Raw genomic sequence first — 13,340 nt, 5'->3', positions numbered from 1 at the left:
CGATTCAACCCCTTGATCAACCCAGCCACCGATCCAGCAAACGAACCGATTCCATCTCATCCAGCCGACACAACTGCGCAAGCAACACGGCAGCCTGTTCCTGCGACATGACCCGCCCGACCAGACTGAAAAACTTCTGCCCCAACGCCGCATCACTCAACGGACTCCCCGTCGCCCCAGCGGCACTTCGACACACAGGCTCGCCATCCTCTGACAGTTGCGGGTCCACTTCAAGACGAATGCGCGACATCCAGTGCGATGCGCGGATCGCTGCGTTTACTGTGCTGTTGGTCATCCCTTGTTTGAAGTGCCCGACGAACAGCTTGGCGGGAGCGTGCTCAAGCAATTCGAGTGGGTAAATCATCGCTACGCGATTCATCGGGACAAGCTGAATTTCGCTCACTACGACAGTTTCTCGGCATCCGCCACCCAGGTGGAAGCCTTGGCGCTCTTGGTCAAGACGGGGCGGTTCGTAGGTTTACTTCCGCAGCATTTCGCCGCAGACATGGTCGCTAAAGGGCAATTTCGGGCCGTACGCCCGGAACTGATCAACATCGTTACGTCGTTCAATTTGATCCTGCGTCACAACACCGTATGCAGTCCGTTAGTTAAGGCGTTTGCGCAGGCGTTGGGGGTGGATTTGAAGGCGACGGTCTAAGGTTTGATTTGAGAGTGGTGGGTCAAGGGGGTGAATGGAGGGAATAAGACTTTATTTTTTTTCAAGTTTTCGAAGCCCTTCAGGTATGAATTTTATGCAATAGATTGAGATTGCAATAAAGCAAATAATTACCACTGTTCTGGCTGCGAAGATATCCATGTCGAAAAAATAATTTATTATTGATGCAATCCATACTGTATGAAACCCGGCGCATCCAAGGGCAAACAAATACAGTCGTGCATCTGATAATATTTTTTGCATGCAGGTTTACCTTAAATGCTAATTGGATTGTTTATGGCTTCCTAGCTGATCCGGCATCCCATCTATTGTTATAGTGTCTGCGGTTTTTTCCAAAATAAGAACGGGCGCAGGTGTGGTTTTATATGCTCGAACATAGTCAGTGCGTACGTATCTGAATAGACGCCAAGAATCGGGCTTTAGAAACAGTTTGGTCAGCCCAAATGCAGATATTGCCAAATCGCCAGCCCCATATATCATGTTTCCTTCAGTATCACTTTGCCCAACTATGTTAGAAATCTTCTGATAGCCTTTTCTGACAGATCCTCGTGCATCTGAACGTCCCTCCTGTAGATTTTTGCCGTTTTCATACATGTTTTTGGTTCCATGCAACATCATCGGTGTACCAGCGAGCAGGCAAAACGTTGCCTGTATTTTATTATTTTAATTTTCCTTGTAGTGCTTCCCGAAGTTTTTTAGGGAAGGCTACTAAAAAATAAACTGATAAGCCGAAAAAGCAAATAATTCCAACTAGTCTGGCAATCATATAATTCATATCTATAAAGTAAGTAATTATGGATAAAATGACCATGGTGTGGAATCCGGCACAAGCAATGATCAATAGGTAAATCCGAGCAGAAAATATTATGCTTTGTATTTTTGCAATAATCATTGGTTAGTCCCGTCTTTTTTTTTCCATTCTTTATATATTCCTTGTGTGGTTATTGTGTCGGCAGTGCGCTCCAATAAAAACACAGGGGTAGGTGTGATTTTGTGTGCGCGAATATAATCTGTTCGTGCGTATCTGAATAGTCGCCAGGCGTCAGGCTTTAATACAAGTCGTCCAGCGCCATATATAGACATCCCGATATCGAAAGAGCCATAGGCAATGTTTCCTTCACGCTCCGTATATTTAAATGACTTGGCCATTGCTTGATATCCTTTTCTAATCGGCCCCTCAGTGTCGTCGCGGTTCTCTAGGAGATTTCTTCCGTTTTCATAAACATTGTTCGTGCCATGGACCATCATGGGCGTCCCAAAAAAAAGACACAGAGTACCCGCCGATCCATAACAAATTCCGGCACCCGTAGCGAATTGAAGTGCGCCTGCAATCACACCAACCCCTTTCTGTGCAATCTCCGACGCCTGACTGAGCAAACTACTCTGTTCGCTCTTTATTTCATTCAAACCCTGATCAGCGCTCTTCCGTCCCTGCGCCACATCATTAACAATTCCCCTCGCGTAGTAAGACACCTCGCGATTGAATTGCAGGCGCAACGTCCCGTCATTGATATAACGGGCGCCCAACGTGCAGGCTTGTTGGGTCAAATTAGCCGCCGCTTTGCTGACGACCCAGTAATCGCAACTGCTGTCCTCGCAGCGCGCCTTCAACTGTCCCACTCGCTGTTTCCCCAGGATCCGTGTCCGCTGGTGCCCGCGAGGTGGTGCCGCCAGGTGATTTCGCGATAACGAATAGCTACGTGCTCTTGGGGTTCGACGTCGTTTTGTAAAACGACATGGGGCATATCAAGTGTCAGGTTGGCAATGATGCCGCCTTCGATTTCAATGCTGAAAAACTTCTCTTGAAGACCAAACGCAGAAATTCGATAGAAATTGATTGCGCAGCTAATTTCTTCTCGGGTTGATAGGGCTTGAGCGAGTAAAGGAGAGGACTTGTCGACGTTCTTTGTGATGACGAGAGGGCTGTGCGTAGGCTTACTGATGTTGCCTATATTGGCCATGTTGTGGCTGTAGGACAGCACCATGATTTCGTCAGTGTGCCCTGTTTGACATTTATTGCCGATGGACGCTTGAGTTGAACAGCCTGCCGATATCAACCCTTGGGTGTTGCCTGTGATGGTCATGTAGCCGTGATTGGCCATAGAGGTGCCACTCCTTTTCGTCGGAGGGGCACCTTATTGAAAATGTCTCAGCGTGGATGTAGGAGGTTTCCGAGGTTTCGGTGGGACGAAAGTGTTTTACGCAGAGCGTTGCCGCACTACTGCACGACGTGCAGCAGCACGAAATCGTTCTTGTCGAATCGCCCGCTCAACACCGGGTGCAGGTTGCCCAGGAGAGTGCCCTGCAAGGCGTCGTAAGCGTTCAGGTCCATCATCAACCACGCCGGTCCGGAGAGACTTTGCAGTTCCGGGATGGAATCGGTAAACAGCGGCTGCAAGTCATGCGGGATGTTGACCATGAACTTGATCGCTTTGGCATCTTTGCCCATCCCGTGCAACACCAGCGGTGCCGGTGCTTCTTTAACCTGTTGATAGACGGCAAGGCTGAACGTGCGGGTGTCATAGAGCCGGCGTTCGACCGGTTCGAACACACTCATGTACACCGACCACACTGCCAGAACTGCGCATAACGCCAGCATTTGTGCGCGCCAACGGGGCCTGAACAGCGTCGCAAGGGCGATGACTTGCAATACGCCGAGCAGGGTCACGATCGAGCGGATCGACGTCAGTTCCTCGGGAAACCGCCGCTGAGCGACCATCAATCCAACGATCATGAGTATCGGGATCAGCAACCATAACCCCTGCATCAACCCGCGCAGCGCGGCAAACAACCGACCTTGCGCCACCTGGAACGGATACGCGGCGATAATCGCCGCCATCGGCAACATCGGCAGTAGATAGCGGGCCTTTTTTGCTTGCGGTATCGACAAGCCAATCATGACAATCAACCCGGCGGCCACGCAGTACTGCAACAGTCGCCATGCCGGACCTGCCTGGCGTGGCTTGGTCAGCGCGATTGCCGCTAACACCAACAGGGCCAGCGGATAGGCGAGCGCATAGTTGCCCAGCGAACTGGTGAAGTAATTCAGCGTACCGCTGGCGCCTTCGCTGCCGTCAAGGCGTCCCATGAACTGCATGCGCACCACGTCTTGCATGAAGGCCGGGCCGCCATCGGTGTCGGCCAGCCACAATAAGGCGCCGACGCTCATCGCCAACAACACGGCCGCCGTCAGGCCGAAGCCGAGCAGCAGGCGCCATTGGCGATTGAGCAAAAAGTAGCTGCACAGGATGCCGGTGGGCACCACCAGCCCGATCGGTCCGCGAACCCCGAAGCCGAGCACCAATAGAGCAAAGATCAGACCCCAACGGCGGCGTGCCGCGAAGTGGTCGGCGGCATAGCCCAGGTAAAACACCGAAAACGCGACCGCCGCGAGTATCAGGTCCTGGGACACCGCTCGGGCTTCGGTGATGAACGTGCTGGTCATCAACATCAAGGCAATGCTGAGCAGCGCCCAGCGTTGGGAGTAGGGCGCCAGCAAGCGGTACATCAGCGTGACAATCACCGCGCCGGCCAGCGCGCTCGGCAGCCAGGCGCTGAGGCTGTTGACCTGCCCGAACGGCAAGGACAGCAGCCAGATGAACAGCGTCGAGACCGCCGAGTAGTCCGCGTAAGGCTGGCCATAGGTGGTTGGAAACACCGATGGCCCGTTACGCAACATTTCCTGGGCAAACATCACGAACCGCGAATCGAAACCGATGACCGCCTGCTGATAAACCCCGGCACTGAACAGGATCAGTGCCAGTAAACCGATGCCCAGGGACTGCTGACGGGTGGGTGACAAGGTGATCACGCGACGACCGAGTCAGCGGGCCATTGTTGATGCGGGATCGGCAGGTTGCGCGACTCGCCACGGCCCATCGGGAAATACTTGAAGCCGCTGCGCTCAAGGCGTTCGGCGTCGTACAGGTTGCGTCCGTCGAAGATCACCGGTGCATTCAGGCGCTGCTCGATCAGGTCGAAATCCGGCGCCTTGAACTGCTGCCACTCGGTGCAGACGATCAAGGCATCGGCGCCCGACAGCACGGATTCGGGAGTGCCCATCAGCATCAGTTTCGATTCGTCAGGGTACAGGCGTTGGGTTTCCTGCATGGCTTCCGGATCATACGCACGGACATTGGCCCCGGCGGCCCACAGCGATTCCAGCAGGACCCGGCTCGGCGCGTCGCGCATGTCATCCGTGTTGGGCTTGAACGCCAGGCCCCACACGGCAAAGGTCTTGCCGCGCAGGTCGCCACGGTAGAACGCGTTGATCCGCTCGAACAGCTTGTGTTTCTGACGCTCGTTGATTGCTTCCACTGCTTGCAGCAAGTCGCTGGAGCAGTGCGCTTCCTGGGCGGTGTGAATCAGGGCGCGCATGTCTTTGGGGAAACACGAGCCGCCATAACCACAGCCGGGATAGATGAAGTGGTAACCAATGCGCGAGTCGGCGCCGATGCCCAGGCGTACCGATTCGATGTCGGCGCCCAGGTGCTCGGCCAGTTCGGCAATCTGATTGATGAAGCTGATCTTCGTGGCCAGCATGCAATTGGCGGCGTACTTGGTCAGCTCGGCGCTGCGCAGGTCCATGAACATGACACGGTCGTGGTTGCGGTTGAACGGTGCATAGAGGTCGCGCATCACCTCGCGTACTTCGTCACGTTCACAGCCAATGATGATCCGGTCCGGGCGTCGGCAGTCGGCGACAGCCGAGCCTTCTTTCAGAAACTCGGGATTGGAGACGATATCGAACTGCAGCACGCGGCCGATTTTGACCAGGCAATTGTCGATATGCGTGCGCAACGCATCGCCGGTGCCCACCGGTACCGTGGACTTCTCCGCCAGAATCACCGGCTGTTCACGATGTCGCGCCACGGCGTCGCCGACCGACATCACGTAGCTCAAATCTGCCGAGCCATCGTCCCGGGACGGCGTGCCCACCGCAATAAACAGCACCTGGCCATGCTGCACGGCCAGCTTCTCGTCGGTGGTGAATTGCAGCCGCTTGGCTTCCAGGCTGTCGCGCACCAGGCTGGCGAGCCCCGGCTCGAAAATGCTCACGTGGCCTTGTTGCAGCAATTCGACTTTCTTCTCGTCAATGTCCATGCAGATCACATCGTGACCGACTTCAGCCAGGACGGCTGCCTGGACCAGGCCCACATAACCGCTACCAAATACACTGATTTTCATGACGCATCCCTGAGTTCGGTCGCGCGAACTGAACGAGAGTTGATGATGATGACCCCGAGCATGACCAGCGCCACCCCGAGGGTTTTTGAAAGACTGAACGTTTCGTTAAACAGGGGCAGGCTGACGGCCAGCAGGTACACCAGCGCGTAGCTGATGCTCAGCAGCGAATAGGCCCGCCCCAGCGGCAGGTCGCGAAGGGCGGCCAGCCAGCAGAGCATCGAAAGGGCGTAGGCGATAATGGCGCTCAGCACGACCGCTATCGCGACCGGGTCGATGCTGGCTGTTAACCAGTGGTCCGGTGAGGGCAGGCGCGTCATGCTCCAGCGCATGCCCAACTGTGCGGCGCTGACCAGCAGCACACTGCCCATGGCGAAGGTAATTCCGCGACGCAGGCTCATGCGTGTTGCCCCAACAGAACCACGCCACCGATCACCAATGCCACACCCAACCAGTGTTGGCGGTCGATCGTTTCATGGAAGACAAAACGGGCGACCAGAGTGACCAGCACAAAATTGAGACTCAGCATCGGGTAGGCAATGCCGACTTCAAGTCGCTGCAACACCAGCAGCCAGACCAGCAAACCCGATCCCAGCGCGGCAAGCGCCAGCCACAGCCAGGGCGAGCGCAGTTTTTCGGACCATCCCGAAGCCTGGCCGCGCCAGCTCTCTACGGCGAATTTCTGAGCGATCTGACCCAGGCACGTCAACAAACACGCGACCAGAACCAGTAGCAGGCTCATGGCGCCACCTGAGGGAAAATCAGAATCACCAGATTGCCCTGTTCATAGCGTTTACCGTCCTTGGGCAACCGTTCGAGTTCCTGCAACTCTTGCTCACCCTTGACCCGCATGACCACACCGACGGAGCCGTTGCGGCGGGCGTTTTGCATCCACAGCTCAACCTGGCCGACGGTGACTAGCTGCTGTGCCGAATCAGGATAGGAAAGACCGTATTTCAATTCGCCTATCGAGCTGTACAGCGACACGTCCGGGTGTTTCATGCGCCAGGCCAGCGCCGATGCGGCGCCGAGATCGTTGCTCAACAGCTTGCCGGTTTGCGACAACTCATCCATGTGATGGAGGATGAATTGGTCAGGTGTCTTGTTGGCGACCACCGAATTGGGCAGCCCGGCCGGGATCAAACTGACCAGCAGCAAACTGCCGAACGCCGGTGCGGCCCAGCATTGCAGTGGCCTGAAGGCTTGCAGCAAGTTGGCCATGATCCAGCCGATCAAGCCAATGAACACCAGCACCAGGTTGTGCAGTTCATGGTCGTACAGCGGCTTTTTCAGTTGCATGTAGACCAGGGCAATCAGGACAACCAGACCCAGCACCAGGTTCAGCAAACCGTTGAGCCCCAGCACCCGGCCCTGCTCCAGCTTCAGTCGATCGGCCAGCGCATGACCCAGCATCAAGGCCAATGGCAGCAGGCATGGCAGGATGTAACTCGGTAATTTACCTTTGCTGATGCTGAAAAATACCAGCGGCATCACCATCCACAGCAGCAGGAAGCCGATGCTGGCCTGGCGACAGGTTTGCCAGGCTTGTTTCAGTGCCGACGGCAACAACACCGCCCACGGCATACTGAAGGCGACCAGCAGCGGCAGGTAGTACCACCACGGCGCTTCATGCTGAGCGTCGTCACCGGCAAAGCGGCGAATGTGCTCGTGCCAGAAGAAGAACCGCCAGTAATCGGGCTCCTGCGAGTGAACCGCCAGCACCCACGGCAAGCTCACCGCGATGGCCACGACAATCGCCACAGGGCCGTAGATCAGCAGTTCTTTCCAGCGCTTCTGCCAGATCATGTAGGGCAGGGCGACCAGAACCGGCAGCAACCAGGCAAGGAACCCCTTGGTCATGAAACCCATGCCGCAGGCCAGACCCAGCACCGCCCAGCTGATGACTTTTTGGCGGCGGCCGACGCTGTCCAGCGCAAACCACAACGCCACCAGACTCAGGTTGACCCAAAAGGTGAACTGCGGATCAAGGTTGGCATACCCGGCCTGACCGGCGATGACGCTGAAACTCATGTAGAGCAGCGCGCAGGCAAAACTCTTGCGCGGGTCGTTCCACAATCGGCGGGCGATCAGGAAGCACAGCAACACGCTCAGGCCCATGCTCAGCGCCGAGGCAAACCGCACACCAAACAGGTTCTGACCGAACACGGCCTGGCTGGCAGCGATCATCCAGTAACCTGCCGCCGGTTTTTCGAAATAGCGCACGCTCATGAAGTGCGGCGACACCCAGTTGCCGCTCAGGAGCATGTGCTGACTGATCTGTGCATAGCGGGTTTCGTCCGGAATCCATAAACCATGGGTGCCCAGCGGTAGCAGATAGGCGAGGACGAACAGGACCAGCAGGAGAGGTAATGCCCAGCGTTTGTTCATGCGCCTTGCACTCCCAACCAGCCTTCGCGGCCTTCAAGGACGCCGCGCACGACACGTCCTGTGGGCAAGGTGTCGGGGGCGTCGGGCAGCAGATCGCCCAAGGGCTGGAAATGAATGTCACGCTGGTGTGCATCGGCCAGCAGCTGACGGAAATCGTTGGCCATCAGAATCCCTTCTACTTCAGCATGAATGGTGTAGACGTTGAGTTTTTCGGGGGAAAAGCGCTCAAGAATGAACGCGTTGAAGTCCTGGGCTGCGACAGTTGGGCCGACCACCTCATCGAAGGTCGGCAAATCCACCGGTATTTGTGGTGCACCTAAACCACCGCCTGCCAGAGTCGGTTGAAACAGGCTCTGCCCACGGCAATCGCTGTTATAGCGAAAGCCGAACGCTTCTTTGGCTTCGATCACACGTTCGTCCGCGCGCCAACCGGCAGCGGCCGAACAGTCGACCTTTTGCCCGAGGATGTCGCTGAGCGTGTCGACGCCCTGGCGGATCTGCTCGATCAGCTGTGCGTCGCTCCAACGTCCGGCGTTGGCCTGCCAACCATGGTGATCCCAGGCGTGCAGACCGACTTCATGACCTGCGGCCTGAGCCTGGCGCATCAAATGCCCCAGATCCCGGCCGATGGGTTTGCCCGGCCAGGCGGTGCCGGCCAGCAAAATGTCCCAGCCGTACAGGCCGGCAGCATTGGAACGCAGCATTTTCCAGAGGAATTGCGGGCGGATCAGGCGCCACAAGTGGCGCCCCATGTTGTCCGGCCCGACGCTGAAGAAGAACGTCGCCTTGACCTGCGCCTCGTCGAGGATTTCCAGCAGCCGAGGCACCCCCTCACGGGTACCTCGGTAGGTGTCGACATCGATTCGAAGGCTTGCCTGCATCAACGCTTGTCCGCTATTTCGAGCATGGCCTCGCGCAGGAAGAAGTCCAGCGTGTTGCCGATGGTCTCGGTCATCTCCACGGTTGGCGTCCAGTCCAGCAGACGCTTGGCGTTGGCGATGCTTGGTTTGCGGTGGGACACGTCCTGGTAGCCGGTGCCGTAGAAAGCTTTGCTTTCTACATCGCGGAAACCGGCGAACGGCGGGAAGTTGTCGCGCAGCGGGTGAGCTTCGAACTGACGCAGCAGTTCTTCGCCCAACTGGCGAATGCTGGCTTCGTTCTCCGGGTTGCCGATGTTGATGATCTGACCGTTGCAGGCGTCATTTTCGTTGTCGATGATTCGCGCCAGGGCTTCTACGCCATCCGCAATGTCGGTGAAGCAGCGCTTTTGCTCGCCGCCATCGAACAGGCGAATCGGTGTGCCTTCTACCAGGTTCAGGATCAACTGGGTAATAGCCCGGGAGCTGCCGATACGCGCCGAGTCCAGACGGTCCAGGCGTGGACCCATCCAGTTGAAAGGGCGGAACAGGGTGAAGTTCAGGCCTTTCTGGCCGTAGGCCCAGATGACGCGGTCGAGCAATTGCTTGGAGACCGAGTAGATCCAGCGTTGCTTGTTGATCGGACCAACGACGAGGTTGGAGGTGTCTTCGTCGAAGTTCTGGTCCTGGCACATGCCATAGACTTCCGAGGTCGACGGGAAGATCACGCGCTTGTTGTATTTGACGCAGTAGCGAACCAGTTTCAGGTTTTCTTCGAAATCCAGCTCGAATACCCGCAGCGGGTTGCGCGTGTATTCAATCGGCGTGGCAATGGCCACCAGCGGCAGGACCACGTCGCACTTCTTGATGTGATATTCGATCCACTCGGAGTGAATGCTGATATCGCCTTCGACGAAATGGAAGTTCGGGTGGCTGCGCAGGCGGTCGATGGCGTCCGAACCGATGTCCAGACCGTAAACCTCATACCGGTCGTCGCGCAGCAGGCGCTCGGACAAGTGATTGCCGATGAAGCCGTTGACGCCGAGGATCAGTACCCGGGTGCGGCGTGGCTTACGCCCGGATTCGGCGCCGCGCAGGACGGAACCGTCGACCAGGCCCAATTCGTTGGCCAGTTGCGGGCCGCTCAGGTACAGACCGTTGTCGTTACGCTGCCCGGCGGTGATCACCAGCGAGTCTTCGCCGCAAGCGATGCGCAGTGGGTCAACGCTGATCACTCGGCCTGGCGCCAGACCTTCATTGCCCTTGGCAACTTCGGCGCTCCAGACAATCAGCTTGTGCTCGCCCACATCGCAGAACGCGCCCGGATACGGCTGGGTCACGGCGCGGACCAGGTTGGTCAGTTCTTGCGCTGGCTTCTTCCAGAGCAGTTTGCCGTCGGCCGCAGTGCGGCGACCAAACACCGTGGCTTTGGATTCGTCCTGAGCCGTTTCGGTGACTTTGCCTTGAAGCAAGGCGGGCAGGGTGTCGCGCAACAGGTCAGTGGCGGCCAGGCGCAGCTTGCCATGCAGGGTCAGCGCGGTGTCGCTGCGCTCGATGGCAACCGTTTGCTGGGCGATGATCGCGCCGGCGTCGGCACGCTTGACCATGCGGTGCAGGGTCACGCCGGTTTCGGTTTCACCGTTCACCAGCACCCAGTTGGCCGGCGCGCGGCCACGGTAGCGTGGCAGCAACGAGCCGTGCAGGTTGAACGCGCCTTTTCGGGCGGTGGCCAGCAACGGTTCAGTCAACAGGTTGCGGTAGTAGAACGAGAAAAGGTAATCAGGGTTGAGTTTGGCGATGCGCTCAATCCACAGCGGATGGTTGGCATCTTCAGGGGCATGCACCGGGATGCCCTTTTGGGCGCACAACTGCGCAACGGAACCGTAAAAGGCGTTTTCTTTCGGATCATCGGCATGCGTAAACACGGCGGCAATTTCAAAGCCGGACGTGAGCAGGGATTCGATACCGGCACAACCAATATCGTGGTAGGCGAAGACAACAGCTTTTACGCTCATGAGTGAACCTGATCGGAAGTAGTGGAAGTAAGGCCGTCAACGGTGACAACGGGAGCGGGCGCAGAGGGTTGGCTACGCAAAACTTTTTCGACAAAGAAGCGGGGACGGGCGCGGACGTCGCTGTACATGCGTCCCAGGTACTCGCCCAGCAGACCCATGCCGATAAATTGCCCTCCGGTGAAGACGAATAGCACGGCGAACAGCACGAACGTACCGTCGCCGGCCCATTCAGCGCCGAACACCAGGCGCAAGAAGATCAACGCGAAGGCAAACAGTACGCCCAGACCGGCCATGGCAAAACCGACGATGCTCAACAGCCGCAAAGGCGTGGTGGTCATGCAGGTGATCAGGTCGAACATCAGGTTGACCAGGCGCATGGGGCTGTATTTGGATTCACCGTGTTCACGCTCGGCATGTAAAACCGGGATTTCGGTGGTGTGCCGGGCAAAACTGTTGGCCAGGATCGGGATGAAGGTGCTGCGTTCGCGGCAGGCCAGCATCGCGTCGACGATGGTCCGGCGGTAAGCGCGCAACATGCAGCCGTAATCGCTCATGGCAACGCCGGTCGAGCGCTGAACGGCGAGGTTGATCAATTTCGACGGCCAGCGACGCAAGGCCGAGTCCTGACGGTTGTTGCGCACCGTGGCGACCACGTCATAACCGAGCTCTGCCTGGGCAACCAGTCGCGGAATTTCTTCGGGTGGGTTTTGCAGGTCGGCATCGAGGGTGATGACGACATCACCTTTGCAGTGTTCGAAACCGGCCATGATTGCCGCGTGTTGGCCATAGTTGCGGTTGAGTATGACCGCGACCACCGGGCTGCCCTCGCGACTGGCGGCATCTTCGAGGATTTGCGCCGAATTGTCGCGGCTGCCGTCGTCCACCAGGACGATTTCGTATTCATGGTGCAACTGCTGGCACGCCGCTTCGGTACGCCGAAGCAACTCGGGCAGGCTGTCTTGTTCGTTGTAGACCGGGATAACAATCGATACGCAACGGATTGGGTAAGGTTTCACTGAGATCTGTCCATAACGTTTTCAATGGCATCGACCACACGATTGACATCATCGGTGGTCATGTCCGGGAACAAGGGAATCGAACACAGCCGTGCCGAATTCCATTCGGTGTTGGGCAGGTAAATGTTCGGGAAACGCTGACGATAGTACGTGTGAAGGTGGGTGGCGATAAAGTGGATGCCGGTGCCGATATTCTGTTCCTGCAAGCCCTTCATGAAGGCTTCACGGTCCAAGCCGCAGCGCTCGGCGTCGATGCGCAGGATGAACAGGTGCCAGGCGTGTTGCTGCGGATAGGTTGGCACCGCCAGCGGTTGCACGGCAGAGCCTTCCAGGCGTTGCAGGTATGCTCGCGCCAGCTCGGTGCGATTGGCGTTGATGTCGTCCAGACGCTCCAGTTGCACCAGAGCGATGGCGGCATTGATGTCGGCCAGGTTGTATTTGAAACCCGGTTCCATCACTTGCGCCTGAGGCTTGCGGCCGTGGGTCATGCGGTCGTAGGCGTCGACGCCGAGGCCATGAAACTTGAGCATGCGCACCCGGCTGGCCAGTGCTTCATCGTCACTGACGAACATCGCGCCTTCGGCGCAGGTCATGTTTTTGATGGCGTGGAACGAGAAGATCGCCGTGCCTTTGGAGCCGACGTGACGTCCTTTGTAGAAGGTGCCGGCGGCGTGGGCGGCGTCTTCGATAACAGCAATGCCGTGTTTGTCGGCCAGCGCATAGAGCGGGTCGAGGTCGAAGGCGGCGCCGGCGTAGTGCACCGGAATGATGGCTTTGGTGCGTGGGGTGATGGACGCCTCGATGCTTGCCAGATCGCTCATCAGAGTGTCGCGGTCAACGTCGACGAACACCGGGGTGGCGCCCAGCAGGCAAATCATGTTGGCGGTGGACACCCACGTCTGCGAGGGGGTAATGACTTCGTCGCCCGGGCCAATGCCCAACGCCAGCAACGTAATGTGCATACCACCGGTGGCCGAAGAAAGAGCAACGGCGTGCCGGCCCCCGACATAGTTGGCGAACTGCTCTTCCAGTTGCTGGTTTTTCGGCCCGGTGGTGATCCAGCCGGAGCGCAATACTTGCTCTACCGCTGCAATTTCTTCATCGCCGATACTGGGGCGGGAGAAGGGGAGAAACGCCTGACTCATGGGCACCTCGGGCTGGAATTGAACGAGCATTGATACCGGATGTGTTGGATCCAAGGCAA

Annotated in this window: 14 protein-coding genes and 1 pseudogene; 1 reads left to right on the top strand and 14 read right to left on the bottom strand. The window is 57.5% G+C overall.

Translation table 11 applies throughout. The annotated features are described in order from the left end of the window. Nucleotides 1–16 precede the first annotated feature (16 nt). Nucleotides 17–295 (bottom strand): hypothetical protein, encoded by a 279-nt coding sequence (locus ACA048_RS15530; RefSeq protein WP_497629949.1) that lies wholly within the window; start codon nucleotides 293–295, stop codon nucleotides 17–19. On the opposite strand from ACA048_RS15530, the pseudogene ACA048_RS15525 reads away from it, so the two are divergent. After that, a pseudogene (locus ACA048_RS15525) lies at nucleotides 275–658 on the top strand (LysR substrate-binding domain-containing protein); the annotation flags it as partial. The gene ACA048_RS15530 and the pseudogene ACA048_RS15525 sit on opposite strands and share 21 nt — an antisense overlap. A 279-nt stretch (nucleotides 659–937) precedes the next feature. Here ACA048_RS15525 and ACA048_RS15520 read toward each other — a convergent pair. The 13 genes from ACA048_RS15520 to arnB all read right to left on the bottom strand — a co-directional run bounded on the left by ACA048_RS15520 (nucleotide 938) and on the right by arnB (nucleotide 13,281). Further along, a complete protein-coding gene (locus tag ACA048_RS15520) occupies nucleotides 938–1,312 on the bottom strand; it encodes a DUF4225 domain-containing protein (protein ID WP_497629873.1) in 375 nt (124 codons plus the stop codon). Nucleotides 1,313–1,334: 22 nt separating this feature from the next. Continuing rightward, on the bottom strand, nucleotides 1,335–1,568 hold the full coding sequence (locus ACA048_RS15515; RefSeq protein WP_497625214.1) for a hypothetical protein: 234 nt from the start codon (nucleotides 1,566–1,568) through the stop codon (nucleotides 1,335–1,337). Next, nucleotides 1,565–2,296, bottom strand: coding sequence for a DUF4225 domain-containing protein (locus ACA048_RS15510; RefSeq protein WP_497625213.1), 732 nt, complete (start codon nucleotides 2,294–2,296; stop codon nucleotides 1,565–1,567). The genes ACA048_RS15515 and ACA048_RS15510 overlap by 4 nt, the downstream gene beginning before the upstream one ends. Continuing rightward, complete coding sequence (locus ACA048_RS15505; protein ID WP_497625212.1) at nucleotides 2,284–2,778, bottom strand: Hcp family type VI secretion system effector; 495 nt, start codon at nucleotides 2,776–2,778, stop codon at nucleotides 2,284–2,286. The genes ACA048_RS15510 and ACA048_RS15505 overlap by 13 nt, the downstream gene beginning before the upstream one ends. A gap of 116 nt (nucleotides 2,779–2,894) precedes the next feature. Continuing rightward, a complete protein-coding gene (locus tag ACA048_RS15500; RefSeq protein ID WP_497629872.1) occupies nucleotides 2,895–4,430 on the bottom strand; it encodes an ArnT family glycosyltransferase in 1,536 nt (511 codons plus the stop codon). A gap of 53 nt (nucleotides 4,431–4,483) precedes the next feature. Further along, nucleotides 4,484–5,863 (bottom strand): UDP-glucose dehydrogenase family protein, encoded by a 1,380-nt coding sequence (locus ACA048_RS15495; RefSeq protein ID WP_497625211.1) that lies wholly within the window; start codon nucleotides 5,861–5,863, stop codon nucleotides 4,484–4,486. After that, complete coding sequence (gene arnF, locus ACA048_RS15490; RefSeq protein ID WP_497625210.1) at nucleotides 5,860–6,261, bottom strand: 4-amino-4-deoxy-L-arabinose-phosphoundecaprenol flippase subunit ArnF; 402 nt, start codon at nucleotides 6,259–6,261, stop codon at nucleotides 5,860–5,862. The genes ACA048_RS15495 and arnF overlap by 4 nt, the downstream gene beginning before the upstream one ends. After that, a complete protein-coding gene (gene arnE / locus ACA048_RS15485; protein WP_497625209.1) occupies nucleotides 6,258–6,602 on the bottom strand; it encodes a 4-amino-4-deoxy-L-arabinose-phosphoundecaprenol flippase subunit ArnE in 345 nt (114 codons plus the stop codon). Before arnE ends, arnF begins: the two co-directional genes overlap by 4 nt. Further along, entirely contained in the window at nucleotides 6,599–8,248 is a 1,650-nt protein-coding gene (gene arnT, locus ACA048_RS15480) for a lipid IV(A) 4-amino-4-deoxy-L-arabinosyltransferase (protein ID WP_497625208.1), read from the bottom strand. Before arnT ends, arnE begins: the two co-directional genes overlap by 4 nt. After that, nucleotides 8,245–9,129 (bottom strand): 4-deoxy-4-formamido-L-arabinose-phosphoundecaprenol deformylase, encoded by an 885-nt coding sequence (gene arnD, locus ACA048_RS15475; RefSeq protein ID WP_497625207.1) that lies wholly within the window; start codon nucleotides 9,127–9,129, stop codon nucleotides 8,245–8,247. Before arnD ends, arnT begins: the two co-directional genes overlap by 4 nt. Then, nucleotides 9,129–11,120: a bifunctional UDP-4-amino-4-deoxy-L-arabinose formyltransferase/UDP-glucuronic acid oxidase ArnA gene (gene arnA, locus ACA048_RS15470; protein WP_497625206.1), complete on the bottom strand. Its 1,992-nt coding sequence runs from the start codon at nucleotides 11,118–11,120 to the stop codon at nucleotides 9,129–9,131. The genes arnD and arnA overlap by 1 nt, the downstream gene beginning before the upstream one ends. Beyond that, a complete protein-coding gene (gene arnC, locus ACA048_RS15465) occupies nucleotides 11,117–12,136 on the bottom strand; it encodes an undecaprenyl-phosphate 4-deoxy-4-formamido-L-arabinose transferase (RefSeq protein ID WP_497625205.1) in 1,020 nt (339 codons plus the stop codon). The genes arnA and arnC overlap by 4 nt, the downstream gene beginning before the upstream one ends. Then, nucleotides 12,133–13,281: a UDP-4-amino-4-deoxy-L-arabinose aminotransferase gene (arnB, locus tag ACA048_RS15460; protein WP_497625204.1), complete on the bottom strand. Its 1,149-nt coding sequence runs from the start codon at nucleotides 13,279–13,281 to the stop codon at nucleotides 12,133–12,135. Before arnB ends, arnC begins: the two co-directional genes overlap by 4 nt. Nucleotides 13,282–13,340 lie beyond the last annotated feature (59 nt).

This window comes from Pseudomonas sp. LBUM1659 (assembly GCF_059716045.1).
Note: the sequence above shows the minus strand (reverse complement) of the source record. Positions and strands in the feature narration are given on the sequence as shown.

Bases quoted from the DNA above. Each gene is read 5' to 3' on its own strand.
- ACA048_RS15530 (WP_497629949.1), bottom strand. From the start codon at position 295: ATGACCAACAGCACAGTAAACGCAGCGATCCGCGCATCGCACTGGATG.
- ACA048_RS15515 (WP_497625214.1), bottom strand. From the start codon at position 1,568: ATGATTATTGCAAAAATACAAAGCATAATATTTTCTGCTCGGATTTAC.
- ACA048_RS15505 (WP_497625212.1), bottom strand. From the start codon at position 2,778: ATGGCCAATCACGGCTACATGACCATCACAGGCAACACCCAAGGGTTG.
- ACA048_RS15495 (WP_497625211.1), bottom strand. From the start codon at position 5,863: ATGAAAATCAGTGTATTTGGTAGCGGTTATGTGGGCCTGGTCCAGGCA.
- arnF (WP_497625210.1), bottom strand. From the start codon at position 6,261: ATGAGCCTGCGTCGCGGAATTACCTTCGCCATGGGCAGTGTGCTGCTG.
- arnE (WP_497625209.1), bottom strand. From the start codon at position 6,602: ATGAGCCTGCTACTGGTTCTGGTCGCGTGTTTGTTGACGTGCCTGGGT.
- arnT (WP_497625208.1), bottom strand. From the start codon at position 8,248: ATGAACAAACGCTGGGCATTACCTCTCCTGCTGGTCCTGTTCGTCCTC.
- arnD (WP_497625207.1), bottom strand. From the start codon at position 9,129: ATGCAGGCAAGCCTTCGAATCGATGTCGACACCTACCGAGGTACCCGT.
- arnA (WP_497625206.1), bottom strand. From the start codon at position 11,120: ATGAGCGTAAAAGCTGTTGTCTTCGCCTACCACGATATTGGTTGTGCC.
- arnB (WP_497625204.1), bottom strand. From the start codon at position 13,281: ATGAGTCAGGCGTTTCTCCCCTTCTCCCGCCCCAGTATCGGCGATGAA.